The 20951-nt window shown below is 58.6% G+C and carries 14 protein-coding genes; 7 read left to right on the top strand and 7 right to left on the bottom strand.

Annotated features, from left to right (window positions below):
- Nucleotides 1-23: 23 nt before the first annotated feature.
- Together treC and treP are read right to left on the bottom strand one after the other, a co-directional pair.
- Complete coding sequence (gene treC / locus ACI514_RS01230) at nt 24-1673, bottom strand: alpha,alpha-phosphotrehalase (RefSeq protein ID WP_405122939.1); 1650 nt, start codon at nt 1671-1673, stop codon at nt 24-26.
- Between the two features lie 43 nt (nt 1674-1716).
- Nucleotides 1717-3159: a PTS system trehalose-specific EIIBC component gene (treP, locus tag ACI514_RS01225; RefSeq protein ID WP_160059301.1), complete on the bottom strand. Its 1443-nt coding sequence runs from the start codon at nt 3157-3159 to the stop codon at nt 1717-1719.
- Between the two features lie 234 nt (nt 3160-3393).
- Here treP and treR point away from each other — a divergent pair, with 234 nt between their 5' ends.
- Both treR and ACI514_RS01215 read left to right on the top strand, forming a co-directional pair.
- On the top strand, nt 3394-4098 hold the full coding sequence (gene treR / locus ACI514_RS01220; protein WP_160059302.1) for a trehalose operon repressor: 705 nt from the start codon (nt 3394-3396) through the stop codon (nt 4096-4098).
- A gap of 102 nt (nt 4099-4200) precedes the next feature.
- A complete protein-coding gene (locus ACI514_RS01215; RefSeq protein ID WP_405122938.1) occupies nt 4201-7287 on the top strand; it encodes a membrane-targeted effector domain-containing toxin in 3087 nt (1028 codons plus the stop codon).
- A 77-nt stretch (nt 7288-7364) separates the two neighbouring features.
- Here ACI514_RS01215 and ACI514_RS01210 read toward each other — a convergent pair whose 3' ends face one another.
- Nucleotides 7365-7505: a hypothetical protein gene (locus tag ACI514_RS01210; RefSeq protein WP_405122937.1), complete on the bottom strand. Its 141-nt coding sequence runs from the start codon at nt 7503-7505 to the stop codon at nt 7365-7367.
- A 33-nt stretch (nt 7506-7538) separates the two neighbouring features.
- Between ACI514_RS01210 and ACI514_RS01205 the strand changes: the two genes are divergently transcribed.
- On the top strand, nt 7539-10676 hold the full coding sequence (locus ACI514_RS01205) for a membrane-targeted effector domain-containing toxin (RefSeq protein WP_405122936.1): 3138 nt from the start codon (nt 7539-7541) through the stop codon (nt 10674-10676).
- 76 nt (nt 10677-10752) lie between these two features.
- On the opposite strand, the gene guaA is transcribed toward ACI514_RS01205, so the two are convergent.
- The 4 genes from guaA to ACI514_RS01185 all read right to left on the bottom strand — a co-directional run bounded on the left by guaA (nt 10753) and on the right by ACI514_RS01185 (nt 15468).
- On the bottom strand, nt 10753-12330 hold the full coding sequence (gene guaA, locus ACI514_RS01200; RefSeq protein ID WP_108226546.1) for a glutamine-hydrolyzing GMP synthase: 1578 nt from the start codon (nt 12328-12330) through the stop codon (nt 10753-10755).
- 99 nt (nt 12331-12429) lie between these two features.
- Nucleotides 12430-13899, bottom strand: coding sequence for an IMP dehydrogenase (guaB, locus tag ACI514_RS01195; protein ID WP_007916845.1), 1470 nt, complete (start codon nt 13897-13899; stop codon nt 12430-12432).
- Between the two features lie 116 nt (nt 13900-14015).
- Nucleotides 14016-14564, bottom strand: a complete 549-nt coding sequence (locus ACI514_RS01190) for a sugar ABC transporter ATPase (RefSeq protein ID WP_077574417.1) — start codon at nt 14562-14564, stop codon at nt 14016-14018.
- A gap of 136 nt (nt 14565-14700) precedes the next feature.
- Nucleotides 14701-15468 carry a sulfite exporter TauE/SafE family protein gene (locus ACI514_RS01185; protein WP_160059306.1) on the bottom strand — a complete coding sequence of 256 codons (768 nt, stop codon included), beginning with the start codon at nt 15466-15468 and terminating at the stop codon, nt 14701-14703.
- Between the two features lie 99 nt (nt 15469-15567).
- Between ACI514_RS01185 and ACI514_RS01180 the strand changes: the two genes are divergently transcribed.
- From ACI514_RS01180 to leuA, 4 genes are all read left to right on the top strand, one after another.
- Nucleotides 15568-16455: a LysR family transcriptional regulator gene (locus ACI514_RS01180; protein WP_405122935.1), complete on the top strand. Its 888-nt coding sequence runs from the start codon at nt 15568-15570 to the stop codon at nt 16453-16455.
- Between the two features lie 131 nt (nt 16456-16586).
- Nucleotides 16587-17966, top strand: a complete 1380-nt coding sequence (gene xseA / locus ACI514_RS01175) for an exodeoxyribonuclease VII large subunit (RefSeq protein ID WP_016984362.1) — start codon at nt 16587-16589, stop codon at nt 17964-17966.
- Nucleotides 17967-17969: 3 nt separating this feature from the next.
- Complete coding sequence (locus tag ACI514_RS01170) at nt 17970-18791, top strand: M23 family metallopeptidase (RefSeq protein ID WP_160059309.1); 822 nt, start codon at nt 17970-17972, stop codon at nt 18789-18791.
- A gap of 463 nt (nt 18792-19254) precedes the next feature.
- Nucleotides 19255-20934: a 2-isopropylmalate synthase gene (leuA, locus tag ACI514_RS01165; RefSeq protein WP_016984364.1), complete on the top strand. Its 1680-nt coding sequence runs from the start codon at nt 19255-19257 to the stop codon at nt 20932-20934.
- Nucleotides 20935-20951 lie beyond the last annotated feature (17 nt).

Here is a 20951-nt window from a genome sequence, read left to right as displayed (position 1 = left end):
AACGTTGTTTTTTTAGTTAAAGGTCAGGGATCGATCAGGTGCAGGACGAAGGACTCGTAAGGTCGCAACGTCACCTGGCGCTTGCGCAACGCGCCCTCTGGATAATTGCTGATCAACTGGCGCTGGCTCATCGATTCACTGATGACCGTCGCCGGTAATTCCACTTCACAGGTTGTCCCGTAGAAGTTGTTCACCACCAACAGGCGCTCGGCATCACCTTCACGCACATACGCCCAGACTTGCGGATGTTCCGCCAGCAATTGTCGGTACAGCCCTTCGGTGATCAACGGCTCGTGGCGACGTAACGCGATCAGACGGCGGTAGTGATGCAACACCGATTCCGGATCATCGATCTGGTGGGCAACGTTGATCTGCGCGGCATTCGCCGGCACGCCGATCCACGGTTCGACGCTACTGAAACCGGCGTTCGGGCCGGCGTCCCAGTGCATCGGTGTACGGCCGTTATCACGGGACTTCTGCATGATCGCCGCCATGTTGTCGGCATCGCTGCTGCCGGCTTCGCGCTTGAGGCGAAAGATGTTCAGCGTCTCGACATCGCGATAATGCTCGATCGATTCGAACCCCGGATTGGTCATGCCCAACTCTTCGCCCTGATACACGAAAGGCGTGCCTTGGAGAAAATGCAATGCAGTGCCGAGCATCTTCGCCGAGAGCTCGCGGTGTTCGCCGTCATCGCCAAAGCGCGAAACCACTCGCGGTTGATCGTGGTTACACCAGAACAGCGCGTTCCAGCCACCGCCGGCCTGCATGCCGGTCTGCCAGTCGGACAGAATCCCCTTGAGCTGAAGGAAATCGAAGTCGGCGCGTACCCACTTCTGCAGGTTCGGATAATCGACTTTCAAGTGGTGAAAGTTGAAGGTCATCGACAGTTCTTTAGACTGCGGATTGGAATAACGAATGCAGTGTTCGAGGCTGGTCGATGACATCTCGCCGACATTGATCAGCTCGTGCCCTGCGAAGACTTCGCGGTGCATCTGCTGCAAGTACTCGTGGACATTCGGCCCGTCGGTATAAAAGCGGCGGCCATCGCTGCTGTCTTCGGGAAAGTCCTCGGGCTTGGAGATCAGATTGATCACGTCCAGCCGAAAACCACCCACACCCTTGTCTCGCCAGAACTGCATCATCCGGAACACTTCGGCACGCACCTGAGGGTTGTCCCAATTCAGGTCGGCCTGGGTGTGGTCGAACAGGTGCAGGTAGTACTGACCGGTCTGGGCCTCGTACTCCCAGGCGGAACCGCCGAACTTGGATTCCCAGTTGTTCGGCTGATCACGCCAGATATAGAAGTCACGGTAAGGATTGTCGAGGCTGCTGCGCGCCTGCTGGAACCAGACGTGTTCGATCGAGGTGTGATTGACCACGATGTCGAGCATCAGCTTGATCCCGCGCTTGCCCGCTTCGGCGATCAACAGCTCGCAGTCGGCCATGCTTCCGTAGCTCGGATCGATGGCGTAGTAATCGCTGATGTCGTAGCCATTATCACGCTGCGGCGAACGCAGAAACGGCGTGATCCACAAGCAATCGACACCCAGCCAGTGCAGGTAGTCGAGCTTGGCGACGATACCGAGCAAATCACCTGTCGGGTTGCCGGCGTGGCTATGAAAACTCTTCGGGTAGATCTGGTAGATCACCGAACGCTGCCAGTCTTGCATGGCTCATTTCCCTCTTGAATTTTACGAGCTCCTACAGATCGATTCAGGCAACCCGATAACCGGGCCGGACAATCTTCATGCTCAATGCACAGGTCAGAACAAACGGCACGAGCATGGCAATCAGCATCCCCAGCACAAACATCGGGATGTACTGCGGAATGATCGAGATGAATCCCGGCAGGCCACCGACGCCGATGGCCGAGGCCTGAACCTTGTTCAGCGAAAGGAATACGCAGCCCAGCGCCGAGCCGGTGAGCGCGGCATAGAACGGAAATTTGTAACGCAGGTTGACCCCGAACATCGCCGGCTCGGTGATACCGAAGTAGGCGGAAATCGCCGAGGTCGACGCCATGCTCTTGTCCCGCGCATTACGGGTCATCCAGAACACCGCCAGGGCGGCACTGCCCTGAGCGAGATTGGACATGACGATCATCGGCCAGATGAAGGTGCCGCCCTGGGTCGAGATCAATTGCAGATCGACCGCGAGAAACATGTGGTGCATGCCGGTGATCACCAGCGGCGCATACAGCAGACCGAAAATCGCGCCACCCACCATCGGCGCCAGGTCAAACAGCATGACCAGCCCTTCGGTGATAAAGATTCCGATGTGGCGAGTCACCGGGCCGATTACCGCCAGCGCCAGCACGCCGGTGACAACGATGGTGGTGATCGGTACAACGAGTAACTGAATGGCGTTGGGCACGCGTGCGCGCAGCCATTTTTCGATGACGCTCATCACGTAGGCGGCCAGCAGAATCGGCAGGATCTGCCCCTGGTAACCGACCTTTTCCACCTGGAACAACCCGAGAATGTCGAAGTACGGCAGTTGCTGCCCGTCCAGCCCGGCCACGGCCTTGCCGTAGTTCCAGGCGTTGAGCAGATCGGGATGCACCAGCATCAGACCGAGCACGATGCCGAGGATCTCGCTGCCGCCAAAGCGTTTGGCCGCCGACCAGCCCACCAGCGCCGGCAAAAACACGAACGAGGTGTTGGCCATCAGGTTGATCAGGCTCCACAGCCCGTCGAGTTTCGGGTAGGCATCGAGCAGGGTTTGCCCTTCGATGAACATACCTTTGGCGCCGAGCAGATTGTTGATGCCCATCAACAGGCCGGCAATGATCAGCGCCGGCAGGATGGGCATGAACACGTCGGAAAACACTCGCACCAGACGCTGCATGGCGTTGATCTTTTCGGCGCTTTTCTGTTTGACGTCAGCGATGGTCGACGCCGCGAGACCGGTCTGCCGACGCAATTCGGCATAGACCTTTTCCACGTCACCCGGACCGATCACCACCTGATAGAGGCCACCGGTGAAGAACGAGCCTTTGACCAGATCGATCTGGTTGAGCGTGGCGCTGTCGACCAGGCTCGGGTCCTTCAGGGCAAGTCGCAACCGCGTGACGCAATGGGCGCCCTGTTCGAGGTTGTCGCTGCCACCGAGGCTCTGCAGCAATTGCGCGGCGATGTTCGGGTAGTCGTGGCTCATGCTTGTTCTTCCGCTGGGATTGTTGTTATTGGCAGCACGCCGAAGCGAAAAATACTCGTCTGTACGAGTTAATGCAACAACTCGTACAGACGAGTTTGTTTATGTATGTTCCCGCCAGACCGAAGACGAATTTTCCTACTCGTCCCTAAGGCGATTTCCATCGTCCACATGGACAAAGCCCTACCCTGGCCGTAAGGTTCGAAGCTTTGAGCACCGTCGGCACCGAGCCTCCCCATGAGCAAATACAACCAGATCTATAGCGATCTGCTGGCCAGCATCACGACTGAACGCCTGGAGCGCGGCGCCCGCTTGCCCTCTGAAACCGAACTGATGGACAGCTATCAGGCCAGCCGTGGCACGGTGCGCAAGGCTATCGAACTGCTTCAGGAGCGCGGCTTTGCGCAGAAGATCCACGGCAAGGGCACCTTCGTGCTTTCGACCAACCCGATCGAGTTTCAGCTCGGTGGCATCGTCAGCTTTCAAGAGACCTACCCACGCCTGGGCAACGACGTCAGCACCGAAGTGGTCGAAATGAGCCAGATCCCGCTCGAAGGCGCCCTGCTTGAGCACATCCATGCCGAACCGGGCAGCCTCATCACGCGGATCAAGCGTGTGCGGCGGATTGACGGCAAACGGGTCATCCTCGACATCAACCATTTTGTCAGCGAAGTGATTCCCGGCCTGTCTCTCGATATCGCCGAACAGTCGATCTACGCCCATATCGAACAGACTCTGCAGTTACAGATTGCCTACGCCCAACGCACCATCGAAGCCGTGCCGCGCAGCAAGGACGATCAACTGCACCTGGACCTCGACGGCCAGAGCCATGTGATCGTGGTCAGCAACCAGACCTTCCTTCAGGACGGTCGTCAGTTCGAGTACACCGAATCACGGCACACCCTCGACAAGTTCTACTTTTCCGACGTAGCCCGACGCTGACCCCCGCACGTTTCGAACAACAATGTGCGGTACATATGTAGTGCACTCCACTTGAGTGAACAGGCCATGCTTGGCCTTCATTTTCTCAAGGATGGAGAAAGCATGAACGCCCACCTACCACCGCCCCTGCCTAACGCCGCGGACAAAGCGGCTCTGAAGAAGATCGCCTTTACTGTCGTGCAAAACTGCCCCGGCCTGCAGGAAGCAGCACAGCAAGCTGCCCGTGATCTACTGGAAGCAAACGGCTTGTCGAGCCTCGATCCGGATCAGGTTTACTTCCATCGTTTCAAGACTGCCCAGAGCAGCGTCCACACGTTTACCGGTTGGGAGCACATCGATGAAAAGCCCTACGAATCGATGACCCTGACACAGCTGGTTATTCATCGTTTTCGCGCCACCGACCAGGACAACGCCGATCTTCTCGACCTGTACGGCGGTTTTTATACAAAAGGTCCGCAAACCGGGAATTTCGACGAAAAAAATCAGGTGCGACTGCATGGCAACGAGGTTTTGAAAGCGTTCTGGAGCCTCGATTTCAGTGGTCACTACACCGCCATCCTGACGGACTTCTGGAACACTCACGCCGACGATTTCCGCACCTTGGCCAAATGCAATTTTCTCAACAGGGCGGTGCAGGCTCTGGATCTTGGGCAGCTCACCAGTCATGACTTTCAATGGCTGGTAAATTCAGTGGTGGGGCCTGTCAGTTGGCCGGTCACCCTGAACATGCTGCAAGCGAGTCGAACTGCAACGGGGGATGTTTATGCCTTTGACGTCGACGGGCATGTCGCCACTCGGTTGCTGCGCATTGTTGACTCTGCGGGTCGGCAGATTATCTATCTGCCCGGTGAGGCCGAAGCATTCGTGATCAAGGACACGGCGGCGGATCTGCATTGGTGGGTGCTGGAGCAGATGAACGACGCGAAACGCCGCGCGTCCTTCCTAGATCACTTCGCCCTCGCCGACCGTCAACACATGAGCGAGAACGTGACCGATCTGATGAATCGCCTGGTGGGCACTTGGGGCCGGTCCGATCATCACCTGATCAACCGTACAAACCTGGTGCTGACCGATGATGCATTCAGTTGGCTGCGCGACTCGACTCGCCAGGCGATGTTTGCAGAAGCCCAACTGTCGCTGACATCCAATGGCGATCTGCGCAAAAAGCTGTGGATCGGATACCTGAGTGTGGGCCTCAAGGTGTTCGGGCCGATGGCCACTGTCGGTTGGCCACTGGCATTGCCAGTGATTGGCGCCACCCTCGCCAGCATGGGTCTGAATATCGATCAGGCACAAAACGGCAAGACAAGGGCCGAGCGCAAGGCCGGCTTGCTGGGCGCAGTCTTGAGTGGCATCAACCTGTTATTCAACCTCCCATTACTCATCGACACCGGGTCGATGCTGGAGGTTGGCGCAGAAGTCGAGGCGGCGGAGGCCGCAGAAATGGCCGAGTACAACGAAGCCTTGAGTCCTGCTGTCGAGAGCGACAACCCATCGCCAATCATGGTGCCGGACGATGTCGATATCACCCTGCCGAATCTTCACGAGACCGTGCTGATCCCGGCGCAAAAAACCGCACCGCCGCCGGTGCCCGAACGCTATCAATGCAACGAGTTGCTCGACGGCACAGCACTCGACGAAGAGTCCGGGAAATACCATGGTGTTTACCGTCTCGACTCCGATCCGCCCTACGCCATTCTGATGAATGACACTCCCTACTATGTGCGCTACTTCGCCAATTCTCGCGGCAGTGGTGATTGGGCAATCGTTGACCCGGAGCGACCCAATCAGTTTGTCCACGCCTTACCGGTGCGCCTCAATGGCGCAGGCGAGTGGGAGCGGATGCCTGCACTGGGACTCAAAGGAGGCGGTCAATGCATGGGCAAAAAATGCACCCCGGATATCGAACTCGATACCTTCGAACCCGTACCGCCCGAGATACCCGCAGAAGAGGCGGCAGAACCGCAGCCCTCGACATCGCGCCCTCCACGTCCGGTGAACAGCGCCTACGACATCGATCCGCTCGTGCGCCGTTCGATAAGAGGCTGGGCGTTGAACCTCAACGAAACCCATGCCCAGTTACAGCCCGACGGGGCCGGTGGCTTTGGCATGGACGACCCGTTCGAGCTGCATGCCGTTGGTAAACGCCTGCTACTGCAGAGTTCAGCCAGAAGCTTTTTCAAGAATCTGCCGTGGATGATCCAGCCCGCGCGGCCAACGCTCCCCGAGCTCAGCGGCTCGATGCCACTGGCCGAACTTGTCGATGGCATTTTTGAAAACGCATCAGGTCTGGTGGTAGGAGAAACCCTTGATCGCATCGCCAGCATGCGTTTTCTGATTGAAAGCATGCCGGCATTGGCCCGCCACGCGAAAACCCTCTACCTGCGCGGGCTGCTCAGTGACTTCGCTCAGGTTGAACTGAACCGCTACTTCACCAGTGGCATTATGTCCGCGGACCTGCGCAGTTATTTGATCAGTCTCGGCACCGATCCGGGCGGTCGTTTCAACCCACTGAAACTGGTTCAGATAGCAGGAGCGAACGGGGTTCGAGTCCAGGCGCTCGACTGCGCCGCGAGCTACAAAATGAAAACACCTCTGCCCTCCGTCGACGAGCAAATGATGAGCACCTACCTGACAAACAACATCATGACCGGCGACGTCTACCTCAACAGCCCGCAGAAATGGATTGTCGTGACGGATGCTCAAAATACCAACACCTTCAGAGGACTACTGGGTGTCAGTGAGTTGAAGGGAGCAATCGGCCTGAGAATCGCTGAAGTCGGCCCCGGTGAAGACCTGGGCGTTGATGTCGATCCGGGTATTGAAGTACCACGCGGCAGCTCGCCCGGCGGCGCTGTCAGGCAAGGTAATCCGGACCTTCTGCGCGCCGACTTGCGATTGAAAGTTCAGGCACCTGAGCAGGCCTGGAGCGAGGAGACGCTGGAGAATCTTTTGTACAGGCGTGGCATGTATCTGTTTGAAAAAGCGGGGGACAGCTACACGCTGATCCACCGCAGCAAACAAGGCATGCTCCAGCGCACGCCGATAACTCGATTGAGCGACGGCAAAGTCTCCCTTCACCGACCTGCGTGGCAGCGGGTGAATGACATCGCGTACGCCAACCTGAAGGACATGTCTCAGCGGCTGTCCGATACCGGACTGATATTGCGTAGCCGGATCCCTGATTGAGGCTCTCCGGTTAAACATGAGCAGGGGAAACCCGACAACAAAAAATGCCCGTCAGCAAAACTGACGGGCATTTTTCATCAAGCTTCCTCCGCACTTGTGAAGCCAGCTAGCGCCTGCAGGACGTCCTGCAATCTGCCCTCCTCCAGCACTCCCACCCTATTATCAACAAGGGCAATGCGGTAGCCCGGTAATGCACTGCCCTTGCGCGAATCAGTCATGCTCGATCTTTGTTTCTCAAGGATGAAGAACGCATGACCTCACCCGAACGACGTCTCCTGCCAAACGCAGCGGATAAAACTGCCCTCAAAGCCATTGCCGCGACTATCGTGCAGACCTGCCCGAGTTTGCTCGACGCAGCCCGGCAAGTCGCCAACGAAATCCTGGCGGAAAAAGGACTGTCCGGCCTCGATCCCGACCGGATTTACTTCCACCGTTTCAAAACGGCGCAGAGCAGTGCGTTGACCTTCACTGGTTGGGAACATGCGCTGGAAAAACCTTACGAAACGCTCACCCTCACGCAGTTGGTGATCCATCGCTTTCGCGCGACCGATCAAGACAACGCAGATCTGCTTGGCCTCTACTGCGGCTTCTACTCGGATGGCCCGGAGGCAGAGAACTTCAATCAGAGCAATGAAGTGCGATTGCTCGGCAGCGATGTGCTGAGGGCATTCTGGGATGTCGACTTCAGCGCGCGCTACACAGGTCAACTGACGAGATTCTGGCAAACCTCGGCGGATAACTTCCGCGCCCTGGCAAAGTGCAACTTTCTCAGTCTGGCTGTGCAGGCGCTGCAGCAGTGTGACCTAGATGGCGCTGATTTTCAGCGCATCGTCGGCTCGGTCATCGGGCCCGTCACTTGGCCCGTTACCTTGCAAATGCTGCAAGCGCTACACCCGGTCGGTGCTGAAGTGCGGGCGCTGGATCTCGATGACCACGTCGCCTTCAATGCTCTGCGTCTGGTGGAAAGCAGTGGCCGCCAGACCCTTTACTTGCCAGGCGAGGCCCGGTCATTCCTCTTTAAGGACAATGAAGCGGATCTGCATTGGTGGATACTTGAGCAGATGAATTCAGACGACAAGCGCACGGCATTTCTCCAGCATTTCCCGCTGGCTGACCGTAATCACATCAACGAAAACCTCACCGATCTGATGAACCGCCTGGTGAGCACCTGGGGTCACAGCGATCACCGCATGATCAATCGCAGCAACGTCGCGATCAGCGGTGACGCATTCACTTGGTTGAGCGAGTCGACACGTTCAGGCATGGTTGCCGAGGCGCACTTGGCGCTCACGTCCAACAACGACCTGCGCAAAAAACTCTGGATCGGTTATTTGAGTGCCGGGCTGAAAGTATTCGGCCCGATGGCAGCGGTGGGCTGGCCCTTGGCGTTGCCTTTGATTGGCGCCAGCATCGCGAACATGGGATTGAACATCGATCAGGCCATCAACGGCATTACGCCCACCGAACGCAAGGCCGGTGTTACTGGTGCAGTGCTCAATGCCATCGACATTGTGTTCAGCATTCCGTTTCTGATCAGCACGGGCGCGCAACTTGAAGTGGGCCCGCAGGTGGATTTTGCCGAAGCTGAAGAAATGCTCGGGTTGATCGAGTTCACTTCGCCAGACTCACCCTTCTTGCCGCCTCTGGATCAACCGCCAGTCCCGGTGGTTGATCCAGAGGTAGCCGTTGAGCTGACAAACGAAATCCCCACCGAGACTCCCATCGCATCCATCCGGCCGTTGGCCACGGCTGCTGCGCGCCAAGGTTCGCCCTTGCCAAAGATTCCTGCCCGATATCGATGCAACGAATTACTGGCCCACCGCTCTGTAGAGGCAGCGCCGGGCAAATATGAAGGTATTTACCGCCTGGACAAGGATCCGGGCCATGCCATCGAAATGGAGGGTAGCGCGTACTACGTGCGCTACTTCGCCGACTCCGAAGACGCCGGCAACTGGGCCATCGTCAATCCCGAGCGACCCAATCAGTTCGCTTACTCGTTGCCAGTACGCTTCGGCAGTAGCGGCAAGTGGCAACGCATACCCGCCTTGCGTCTCAGGGGAGGCGGCCAATGCGTGGGCAAGGCCTGTTTCCTGGACTCCGACCTTTCCTCGTCCTCGGCCCAGGCTTCATCAACGCCGTCAGCGGAGCTTCCCCTCGTCGAACCGGTTTCACCGGTCGCGCGACCACTGCGCCTGGTGACGCCCCTCAACGACATCGAAGGCGTGGACATGGCGAGAATGAAAAGATGGGCAATGAACTTGCCCGAGACGTTCGCCGAGCTCTCCAGTGCAAACCGCGGTAAACCATCAAGTGTCGATACGTATGCGGCCTATTTTCGCGACAGACGCTCGTCCTTGCTAAACGAAGCCAAAGAGTATTACTCCGAGCTGAACTGGACCAACTTGCCCGCACGGCCCGTCATCCCGCCAATCGATGCCGCGATGCAGACGGCTGAGTTGATTGATCGCATCTTTGCCAATACCGATGGACTGGTCGTCGGCGAAACCCTTGATCGCATCGCCAGCACACGCTTCATGATCGAAAACATGCCGGCGTTCGCACGGCATATCAACACGCTGTACGTACGGGGTTTGCTGAGTGATTTTGCTCAGGCAGATCTCAACGACTTTTTCCTGTCGGGAGAGATGTCAGAGGATCTTCGAGGCTACTTGTCCAGCCTGGGCACCGACCCTGATGACCGATTCAACATCCTTGAACTGGTCAAGACAGCCCAGGCCAATGGCATCCGGGCCCAAGGTCTTGAAGTCGCGCACAGTTACAAACTGAAGGTACCGCTGACCTCGATCGAAGAGCAGATGATCCACGCCCGGCTCGCCTCTCAAATCATGTGGGGGGACGAGCTCCTCAACAGACCAGGCAAATGGGTTGCCCTGGTCGAGGCAACGAGCACCAATACCTTCAGAAATCTGCCCGGCATCAGCGAACTCAGGGGTGGCATCGGGTTACGGATTGAAGAAGCGACATCCACCGAAGTGGCCGGCGTCAGGATAGACCCGGGACTGGAAGTCGCTCGGGGCCCGTTTGATAACGGGGCATCGACGCGCAACTCATCCGACTTTCTATTCGCTGATCTGCGCTTGCAGATCGAAACGCCTGTGCCGCGTTGGACTGAGGCAACAGTGAATACCCTGCTGAATCGCAACGGCATGTTCATGCTCGAAAAAACCCAGAATGCATACACGCTTGTGCGTCGCAACAGCGACGGCAATATTGTTCGAACAATGGTGAATCGCCGAGGGGATGGTCAGGTTTACATCTGGGCACAGTCGATGCCCCGAATCAGCGGCATCATGTTCCGTGACATCGGCGCGTTATCCCAGCGCCTGATAGAGATCGGCTTGACCCTGCAAAGTCGCTTACCCAGCTAACCCGTTTTCCGGGCATGAAACGAAAAAACCCTTGGCTTCAGGCCAAGGGTTTTTCGTTAATCAACGAGTAGTGAGATCATTCCCACTCAATCGTCGCCGGCGGCTTGCTCGACACGTCGTAAGTGACGCGGGAGATGCCTTCGATTTCATTGATGATGCGGCCGGAGACGGTTTCCAGCAATTCGTAAGGCAGGTGTGCCCAACGCGCGGTCATGAAGTCGATGGTCTCTACGGCACGCAGGGCGACAACCCAAGCGTAACGACGGCCATCGCCAACAACACCAACCGACTTCACTGGCTGAAACACGACGAAGGCCTGGCTGACCTTGTGGTACCAGTCGGCTTTGCGCAGTTCTTCGATGAAGATGTGGTCGGCACGACGCAGCAGGTCGGCGTATTCCTTTTTCACTTCACCGAGGATGCGCACGCCCAGGCCCGGGCCCGGGAACGGGTGACGGTAGACCATGTCGTACGGCAGACCCAGTTCCAGGCCCAGACGACGGACTTCGTCCTTGAACAGTTCGCGCAGTGGCTCGACCAGTTTCAGGTTCATTTCTTCCGGCAGGCCGCCCACGTTGTGGTGCGACTTGATTACGTGAGCCTTGCCGCTTTTCGCGCCAGCCGACTCGATCACGTCCGGGTAGATGGTGCCCTGCGCGAGGTACTTGATGTTTTCCAGTTTATTGGACTGGGCATCGAAGACGTCGATGAAGGTACGACCGATGATCTTGCGCTTCTTCTCCGGATCGGCTTCGCCGGCCAGGTTGTTGAGGAACTGATCTTCAGCGTTGGCGCGAATGACTTTGACGCCCATGTTCTCGGCGAACATGGCCATCACTTGCTCGCCTTCGTGCAGACGCAGCAGGCCATTGTCGACGAAGACGCAGGTCAGTTGGTCGCCGATGGCTTTGTGCAGCAGCGCGGCAACCACCGAGGAGTCAACACCACCGGACAGACCCAGCAGCACGTTGTCGGTGCCGACTTGTGCGCGGATGTTGGCAATGGCGTCTTCAGCGATCTTCGACGGGGTCCACAGGGCTTCACAGCCGCAGATGTCGAGGACAAAACGCGACAGGATGCGACCGCCCTGCTTGGTGTGGGTCACTTCCGGGTGGAACTGCACGCCGTAGTAACCACGGTCGTCGTTGAACATACCGGCGATCGGGCAGCTCGGGGTGCTGGCCAGAATGTGGAAGTCTTCCGGCATCCTGGTGACCTTGTCACCGTGGCTCATCCATACGTCGAGGCCGAACAGGCCGTCAGCGTCGATATGGTCTTCGATGCCGTCGAGCAGGCGGCTCTTGCCGACCACGTCAACGCGGGCGTAACCGAACTCACGCAGTTCGGAACCTTCAACCTTGCCGCCCAGTTGCTCGGCCATGGTCTGCATGCCGTAGCAGATACCGAAGACCGGTACGCCCAGATCGAACACTGCCTGTGGGCAACGCGGGCTGTCGGCGACGTGCACGGACTCGGGGCCGCCGGCGAGGATGACGCCTTTAGGAGCGAATTCGCGGATCGCATCTTCGTCCATGTCGAACGGGTGCAGTTCGCAGTACACACCGATCTCGCGCACACGGCGGGCGATCAGTTGGGTGTATTGCGAGCCGAAGTCGAGGATCAGGATGCGGTGAGCGTGAATATCGAGGGCCATGATTCAGTCTCGTCTAAGTCGTTCAGAAACAGTCGTGATTCAGAAACAACTCGGGGCTGAATCAAACAGCCCCGGTTGCTTTGCTTGTTGCTTGAAGGCTCAACCTACGCGGTAGTTTGGCGCTTCTTTGGTGATCTGCACGTCGTGAACGTGGGATTCGGCCATGCCAGCGCCGGTGATCCGCACGAACTCAGGCTTGGTGCGCATTTCTTCGATGTTGGCGCTACCGGTGTAGCCCATCGAGGAACGCAGACCGCCCATCAACTGGTGAATGATCGCGCTCAGGGTGCCTTTGTAAGGAACACGGCCTTCGATGCCTTCCGGAACGAGTTTCTCGGCGCCTGCCGAGGAGTCCTGGAAGTAACGGTCGGAAGAGCCTTGTGCCTGGGACATGGCGCCCAGCGAACCCATGCCGCGATACGCCTTGTACGAACGGCCCTGGAACAGTTCGATTTCGCCCGGCGCTTCTTCAGTACCGGCGAACATCGAGCCCATCATCACGCAGGAAGCACCGGCTACGATGGCCTTGGACAGGTCACCGGAGAAACGGATGCCGCCGTCGGCGATCAACGGAACGCCAGTGCCTTCAAGGGCAGCGGCGACATTGGCGATGGCACTGATTTGCGGGACGCCGACACCGGCGACGATACGGGTGGTGCAGATCGAGCCAGGGCCGATACCGACCTTGACTGCGTCAGCGCCTGCTTCGGCCAGAGCCTTGGCAGCGGCGCCGGTGGCGATGTTGCCGCCGATCACCTGCACTTCAGGGAAATTCTCTTTGACCCAACGAACGCGGTCGATCACGCCTTTGGAGTGACCGTGCGCGGTATCGACTACCACGACGTCCACGCCAGCATTGACCAGAGCGGCAACGCGGTCACCGGTGTCTTTACCGGTGCCGACAGCGGCGCCAACGCGCAGACGACCTTGATCGTCCTTGCTGGCCAGCGGGTAGGCTTTGGCTTTTTCGATATCGTTGACGGTCATCATGCCTTTGAGGGCGAATTTGTCGTCGACGATCAGCACGCGCTCGATGCGGTGCTTGTGCAGCAGTTCGCGTGCTTCGTCCTTGCTCGCGCCTTCCTTGATCGTGACCAAACGCTCTTTGGGCGTCATCACTTCACGGACGGTGGCTTCCAGACGGCTTTCGAAACGCACGTCACGGGAGGTGACGATGCCGACCAGGTCGCCATCGTGCAGCACCGGAACGCCGGAAATGTTGTGCATGCGGGTCAATTCAAACAGATCACGAACCGTGGCATCAGCCTCGATGGTGATCGGATCCTTGACGACGCCGGCTTCGAACTTCTTGACCTTACGCACTTCGGCAGCTTGCTGCTCGATGGTCATGTTCTTGTGGATAATGCCGATGCCACCTTCCTGAGCCATGGCGATTGCCAAACGGGCTTCAGTGACGGTGTCCATTGCAGCAGAAACCAGAGGAATGTTCAGCTCGATGCCACGGGTAAGGCGGGTCTTGAGACTGACTTCGTTAGGAAGCACCTCGGAATAACCAGGCACTAAGAGAATGTCGTCGAATGTCAGAGCTTCTTGGCTGATACGCAGCATCGCGGGGGCTCCCGAGCGGGAAAATGGAAGCGCGCCATTATAGTCATCCACCCCCTGCTGTTCAATGTAAAACTCAGCTTAATATCAATGTTGCTGATGTACGGAGATCCCCGGCCCTACAGCTCCACCTTGACCCAAGAGACAGGTTGATCGAGCCAATCGGCGAACTCATCGATAAAGCTCTGCTTGAAGCCCGCCTCCAGCCAGTTGTTGAAGATGAAACCGAGGTTGGAAAACGCACATTCCTGCAAAAACAGAAAACCGTTGATGTCATCTTCATGCCCGCATTCCGGGCAAGTGAAGTTGTCGGTGCGACCTGGAAACCAGTCTTCAAGGCTTTCGAACAGCGCTTCGCCGACCTCGCGACGGCACTCGGCGCAACCGGCTTCTTCGAGAAAACCTTTGGCCGGGGTGTAGATGCAGCGTTTGGTGACGATCTCCAAGCCGTTGATCGGCTCACCAAACGGCAACGCTTGCGGGTGCAGCACCACGGCGCGCGCGCCGTCAGCGATCGCGTAAGCCATGCGATTGCCGGTGCGGCCACAGGTGCTCAGCTCTTCTTTGATGATGTTCTTGCGTACCAGCCAGCGCACGATCGCCCGCGCCCGGGGCTCGTGGACCGGCAGGGTGGAGATTTTCGGGACGATGATGCTTTGCGAATTCATGGAAAGTCCTGCGGTATGGCTTCTGACGCCTTCGCGAGCAGGCTCGCTCCCACAATGGAATGCAGTTCCCTGTGGGAGCGAGCCTGCTCGCGAAGAGGCCCTAAAGGCCGGCAGCTTAATCCCTGACGAAATCCGGTCAAGTGCTGAGGTAGCGCCCGATCAACGCCAGCCCGCTCGCTAGCACCAGCCATGTCACCAGCCGCACAAACGCTTCGCGCGACAACTTCATGGTCAACCGCCGCCCGATCCACAATCCCAACGCCATGGCCGGTAACAAACACAGCGCCAACATCAACAAGGGTAGCTCGGCATACACGCCGGCGATGGCAAAAAGACTTAAACGCACCACCGTGCTGCAACTGATCAGCGCACTTTGCGTGGCCCGCGCTGAGTCTTTCGGCAGTCGGCTGTTGAGATAAATCGCATATAAAAAGCCGCCACTGCCAAACAGCGCCCCAAACAACCCGCCCACCGTGCCCATCGGCACCGCCCACCCCGCCGACAATTGCGTCGGCCGCGCTTTCACCCACAGGCTGTAAATCGCGTAAGCGCTGATAAACAATCCCATCAATAACAGCAACACATCGGATTTGAGGTTGAGCAGGAAAATAACCCCAAGCGTACAGCCCACCGCCATGCATGGCAGTAGCCGCAACAACTCCGGTTTCGCCACATCCCGCCGCGACGGCAGCAGGTTGCCGAACGCCGCGACAAAATCCAGCAGCACCAGCAACGGTACGATCTTCGACAACGGCATGAACAGAATCAGGATCGGCCCGGCCACTAACGCCGTGCCGAACCCGGCAATGCCGAAAACGATATAGGCCAGGGCGATCCCCAGCCCAATCACCGCCCAGCCGCCGGCGCCCCACGCCCAGTCACTCAACAATCCCGCCACGCTCATCGATTCGCGTCCTTAATAAGCCTGCAATGACTTTAGCCAGCGTCGAGCGTTGCGACTAATATCTTCAAAGCCACCGACCCATCTCAAAAAGGCATTGCTGTGCTTTCAACCCGTCAATTGCGTTACTTCGTGGAAATCGCCGAATGCGGCAGTTTCAGTGCGGCGGCCGAGCGCCTGTTTATCGCGCAATCGGCGCTGAGCCGGCAAATCAAGGACATGGAAACGCGTCTGCAAACACCGCTGTTCGAACGCACGGCACGCCAGCCCCGACTGACGGCGGCGGGCGAAGCGTTTTTGCCGCGGGCAAGAAATGTGCTCAATGAGCTGAGCAAGGCCAGCGCCATGGCCACTGAGGTCGGCAATGGTCAGCTCGGCACCTTGCGCCTCAGCCATTCCAGCACAGTGTCGATCAGCGGCCGTTTGCTCAGAGACATCGGCGCGTATCTGCAGCGACAACCCGGTGTATCGCTGGACATCGGCAAGTTGTCTTCCGAGGCGCAACTGGAAGAGTTGGCCGAGGGCCGACTCGATATTGGCTTGCTGCGCCTGCCGGTGTTGCGCCAGCGTGAAGGGCTTCAGATTGTGCCGCTGTTTACTGAGCGGTTGCTGCTGGCGGTGCCGATGGATCATCGATTGGCGGAGGCTGAGCGAGTCGATCTGGCGCAATTGAAGGACGAAGCGTTCATCTCCATTCCACACCCGCAACGCGGCGGACTGAGCTACCTGTGTGCCGACTTGTGCATGCGCCAGGGTTTCTTCCCGAAAGCGGCGCGGGTGATGTCGCGCAAGACCACGCAGCTACAGTTGATTCGGGCCGGCTTCGGCATTGCACTGCTGCCGGAATCGATGCAGGACATCGCCCCGAGCGGCGTGCGTTTTGTACCGCTGGCCGATCCCGATTGCCAAAGCACCGTCGCCCTCGCCTATCGCCAGAATCCCACTCCGCTGATTCACCACTTCATCGAAAACTTCACAACCCCCTTGTAGGAGTGAGCCTGCTCGCGATAGCGGTTGAACATTCAACCTATCCTGCGACTGACACACCGCTATCGCGAGCAGGCTCACTCCTACAGGGGACTTGTGGTGATTCAACGGCAAATGCCTTTAAACTGCGCCCCATGATTAAAGATCCCTTTGCAAGACTTGGCCTGGACCGTGAAGTCCTGACCGTCAGCCAGCTCAACGGCCGCGCGCGGGTGTTGCTTGAAGACGTGTTCAGCAACATTTGGGTCGAAGGCGAAATCTCCAACCTCGCCCGCCCGGCGTCCGGCCACATCTATTTCACCCTCAAAGACAGCGGCGCGCAGGTGCGTTGCGCGCTGTTCCGGCAGAACGCCGCGCGAGTGCGCCAGGCGTTGAAGGACGGCTTGGCGGTGAAGGTGCGCGGCAAGGTCTCGCTGTTCGAGGGCCGTGGCGACTATCAGCTGATCCTCGACACTGTGGAGCCTGCCGGTGACGGCGCGCTGCGTCTGGCTTTCGATGCACTCAAAGAAAAGCTCAGCGCCGAAGGCCTGTTCAGTGCCGAACGCAAAGTGCCGCTGCCCGCGCATCCGCAACGCATCGGCATCATCAGTTCGCCGACCGGCGCGGTGATTCGCGACATCATCAGCGTGTTCCGCCGCCGTGCGCCGCAAGTGCAACTGACGCTGATTCCGACCGCCGTGCAGGGCCGCGAAGCCACCGCACAAATCGTTCGTGCGCTGAAAATGGCCGATGCCCGTGGCTTCGATGCGTTGATCCTCGCCCGTGGCGGCGGTTCGCTGGAAGACCTTTGGTGCTTCAACGAAGAAGCCGTGGCCCGTGCCGTTGATGCGTGCGTGACGCCGATTGTCAGCGCCGTCGGCCATGAAACCGATGTGTCGATCAGCGACTTTGTTGCCGACGTGCGCGCACCGACGCCATCTGCAGCTGCCGAGTTGCTCGCTCCGGATTCCAGTCATCTGATCCGTCAGGTCGAAAGCCTGCATCGCCGCTTGGTGATGCGCATGCGCGACCGCTTGATGCGTGATCGCCTGCGCCTGGAAGGCATGGCCCGTCGCCTGCGCCATCCCGGTGAACGTCTGCGCCAGCAAGCGCAGCGTCTGGACGATCTGGACATGCGCATGCGCCGGGCGTTCGAGCGTCACCTCAATACTCGCCGCGAACGCTTGATCCGCCTGGAAACCCGTCTCGCCGGGCAACATCCGGGACGGCAATTGGCGATGCTGCGCCAGCGACTCGACAGCCTCGCCGAACGCTTGCCCCGCGCCATGCGCGAAGGCCTGAAAAATCGCCGTCTGCAACTGCACAGCCAGATGCAGACGCTGCATGTTGTCAGCCCGTTGGCAACGCTCGGTCGTGGCTACAGCATTCTGCTCGATGAGCGTGGCCACGCAATCCGCAACGCCGCCCAGACCCACACCGGCCAGCGCCTGAAAGCCAAACTCGGCGAAGGCGAACTGCAAGTGCGCGTCGAGGACAATCACCTGACGCCTGTCACCCTCTCTTTACTGGACTGATCCATGCCGCGTTTTCTCGCTCCATTGTTTTTGCTCTGCCTGACCTTCAATGCCCACGCAGACAGTTACATCACCCGGCTGCTGAACAAACCGGTGCCGGGTGGCGTGGCGGTGGTTGATCTGGGCGCGGCCGCGCAGGCACCGAAAGCCACGTATCAGGGCAAACCGGTGCTGGTGGTGAAAGAACAGAACAACTGGCTGGCGATTGTCGGCGTGCCGTTGACGGTGAAGCCGGGCGCGCAGCAGATCAGCAGCGGTGGGCGCAATCTGCCATTCACCGTGGGCAACAAGAAATACCCGGAACAGCGCATTACCCTGAAGAACAAACAGCAAGTCAACCCGGATCAGTCGAACCTCAAACGCATCGAGGGTGAACTGGCCGAGCAGATCAAGGCGTATCGCAGCTTCAGCCCGAACACACCGAGCAATTTGCTGCTGGACAAACCGGTCAATGGGCCGCTGTCGAGCAAATTTGGTGTGCGTCGCTTCTTTAACGATGAAGAGCGCAACCCGCATGCGGGCCTCGACTTCGCGGTGCCGGCGGGTACGCCGATCAAGACCCCGGCGGCGGGCAAGGTGATCCTCACCGGCAATTACTTCTTCAACGGCAACACCGTGTTTGTCGACCATGGGCAGGGCTTTATCAGCATGTTCTGCCACATGTCGAAGATTGATGTGAAAGTCGGCGATCAACTGGCGCGCGGCGCGGTGGTCGGCAAGGTTGGCATGACCGGCCGCGCGACCGGCCCGCACATGCACTGGAATGTCAGCCTGAATGATGCGCGGGTGGATCCGGCGATTTTCATTGGCGCATTTCAACCTTGAATATGTGTTGAGGCGACCGGCCTCTTCGCGAGCAGGCTCGTTCCCACAGGGGATCTTAATCACAACAAAGATCCCCTGTGGGAACGAGCCTGCTCGCGAAGGCGGCCTATCAAACACCGCCACACTCAATAAATCTTCAAAAACTCAATTGCGCCCCAATCTAACCTCGCGCAAATATCACAATAATCAGCGACCTCCAGCGCAATAAAATCCTGCAAAAACCCGCTTTCCGAGTATTCCTCTCAATTTTTTCCGACTGCTTGCCAACCTCTCCCCCCGCGGTTAGGGTTGAAGGCATGAAAACCTCTCACACCCTCATTCAGCTTCGCCAGCACCGCAGCCTGTGCCTCGTCAGTGCACGACTGCCAGGCTGAATCGCGGCACCTCGTCCCACGCTTTTCCCAGAACATTCGTAACACCGGCAGGCCGCCTCTTTTCGGCCCAGACAATAAGGAATTTCCCGATGAGCATGCTCAAAGATCCGTCTTCGAAATACCGCGCGTTTCCTGTCATCAACCTGCCGGATCGCACCTGGCCGTCGAAAACCATCGACACCGCGCCGATCTGGTGCAGTTCCGACCTGCGTGACGGCAACCAGTCGCTGATCGAACCGATGGACGCGGTGAAAAAGCTGCGCTTCTGGAAAACCCTGGTGCAGGTCGGTGTAAAGGAAATCGAAGCCTCGTTCCCGGCCGCTTCGCAAACCGACTTCGACTTCGTGCGTACCCTGATCGAAGAAGGCCACATCCCGGACGACACCACCATTCAGGTGCTGACCCAGGGCCGTGAAGATTTGATCGAGCGTACTTTCGAATCCCTGCGCGGTGCGAAAAAAGCCATCGTTCACTTGTACAACGCCACCTCGCCTTCTTTCCGTCGCATCGTCTTCAACCAGGACAAGGACGGTATCAAGGCCATCGCCGTGAACGCGGCCAAGCTGTTCGTCAAATACGCGGCGATGCAGCCGGACACCGAGTGGACCTTCGAATACTCGCCGGAAACCTTCAGCGCTACCGAGCTGGAATTCGCCAAGGAAGTCTGTGACGCGGTGATCGAGGTGTGGAACCCGACGCCTGAGCACAAGATGATCCTCAACCTGCCCGCCACCGTTGAGTGCGCGACACCGAACATCTACGCCGATCAGATCGAGTGGTTCGGCCGCAATATCAACCGTCGTGACAGCGTGATCATCAGCCTGCACACCCACAACGACCGTGGCACTGGCGTTGCGGCTACCGAACTGGGCCTGATGGCTGGCGCCGATCGCGTCGAAGGCTGCCTGTTCGGCAACGGCGAGCGTACCGGTAACGTCGACCTCGTCACCGTCGCGTTGAACATGTACACCCAGGGTCTCGACCCGCAGCTGGACTTCTCCGACATCGACGGCGTGCGCAAAGTCGTCGAAGAGTGCAACCAGATTCAGGTTCACCCGCGTCACCCGTACGTTGGCGACCTGGTGCACACCGCGTTCTCCGGCTCGCACCAGGATGCAATCCGCAAGGGCTTCTCCCAGCAGAAACCAGACGCGCTTTGGGAAGTGCCGTACTTGCCGATCGACCCGGCCGACATTGGCCGCAGCTACGAGGCAGTTATTCGCGTCAACAGCCAGTCGGGCAAGGGCGGCATCGCTTACTTGCTGGAGCAGGAATACGGCATCAGCCTGCCACGTCGCATGCAGATCGAATTCAGCCAGGTGGTGCAGCGTGAAACCGATCGTCTCGGCCTGGAGATGACCGCCAAGCAGATCCACTCGCTGTTGATCAGCGAATACCTGCAAGCCAACACCCCGTACGCGCTGGTCAGCCATCGCCTGCAGGAAGAAAACGGCAACAGCGCCGTCGAAGTGGAAGTGGCGAGCAAAGGTCAGGGCGAAACCAACCTGCACTGGCGCGGCAAAGGCAACGGTGCGCTGGAAGCACTGGTCGCCGGCCTGCCGGTTCCGGTGGAGATCATGGACTACAACGAACACGCGATCGGCGCGGGCACCAATGCCAAGGCAGCGGCGTACATCGAGCTGCGTGTGAATGGCGAACGTGCGGTGCACGGCGTGGGTATCGATGAAAACATCACCACGGCCAGCTTCAAGGCCCTGTTCAGCGCGCTGAACCGCTCGCTGAGCCAGCCTGAGGCGAAAGCGGCGTAATCGACCGCTGAAATGCA

The sequence above is a fragment of the Pseudomonas sp. M20 genome (assembly GCF_045037865.1).
In the GTDB taxonomy this organism is placed as follows: domain Bacteria; phylum Pseudomonadota; class Gammaproteobacteria; order Pseudomonadales; family Pseudomonadaceae; genus Aquipseudomonas.
Note: the sequence above shows the minus strand (reverse complement) of the source record. Positions and strands in the feature narration are given on the sequence as shown.

What these genes read in the sequence shown, in the direction of transcription:
- treC (WP_405122939.1), bottom strand. Translation starts at nt 1,673, where the DNA reads ATGCAAGACTGGCAGCGTTCGGTGATCTACCAGATCTACCCGAAGAGT.
- treP (WP_160059301.1), bottom strand. Translation starts at nt 3,159, where the DNA reads ATGAGCCACGACTACCCGAACATCGCCGCGCAATTGCTGCAGAGCCTC.
- treR (WP_160059302.1), top strand. Translation starts at nt 3,394, where the DNA reads ATGAGCAAATACAACCAGATCTATAGCGATCTGCTGGCCAGCATCACG.
- ACI514_RS01215 (WP_405122938.1), top strand. Translation starts at nt 4,201, where the DNA reads ATGAACGCCCACCTACCACCGCCCCTGCCTAACGCCGCGGACAAAGCG.
- ACI514_RS01210 (WP_405122937.1), bottom strand. Translation starts at nt 7,505, where the DNA reads ATGACTGATTCGCGCAAGGGCAGTGCATTACCGGGCTACCGCATTGCC.
- ACI514_RS01205 (WP_405122936.1), top strand. Translation starts at nt 7,539, where the DNA reads ATGACCTCACCCGAACGACGTCTCCTGCCAAACGCAGCGGATAAAACT.
- guaA (WP_108226546.1), bottom strand. Translation starts at nt 12,330, where the DNA reads ATGGCCCTCGATATTCACGCTCACCGCATCCTGATCCTCGACTTCGGC.
- guaB (WP_007916845.1), bottom strand. Translation starts at nt 13,899, where the DNA reads ATGCTGCGTATCAGCCAAGAAGCTCTGACATTCGACGACATTCTCTTA.
- ACI514_RS01190 (WP_077574417.1), bottom strand. Translation starts at nt 14,564, where the DNA reads ATGAATTCGCAAAGCATCATCGTCCCGAAAATCTCCACCCTGCCGGTC.
- ACI514_RS01185 (WP_160059306.1), bottom strand. Translation starts at nt 15,468, where the DNA reads ATGAGCGTGGCGGGATTGTTGAGTGACTGGGCGTGGGGCGCCGGCGGC.
- xseA (WP_016984362.1), top strand. Translation starts at nt 16,587, where the DNA reads ATGATTAAAGATCCCTTTGCAAGACTTGGCCTGGACCGTGAAGTCCTG.
- ACI514_RS01170 (WP_160059309.1), top strand. Translation starts at nt 17,970, where the DNA reads ATGCCGCGTTTTCTCGCTCCATTGTTTTTGCTCTGCCTGACCTTCAAT.
- leuA (WP_016984364.1), top strand. Translation starts at nt 19,255, where the DNA reads ATGAGCATGCTCAAAGATCCGTCTTCGAAATACCGCGCGTTTCCTGTC.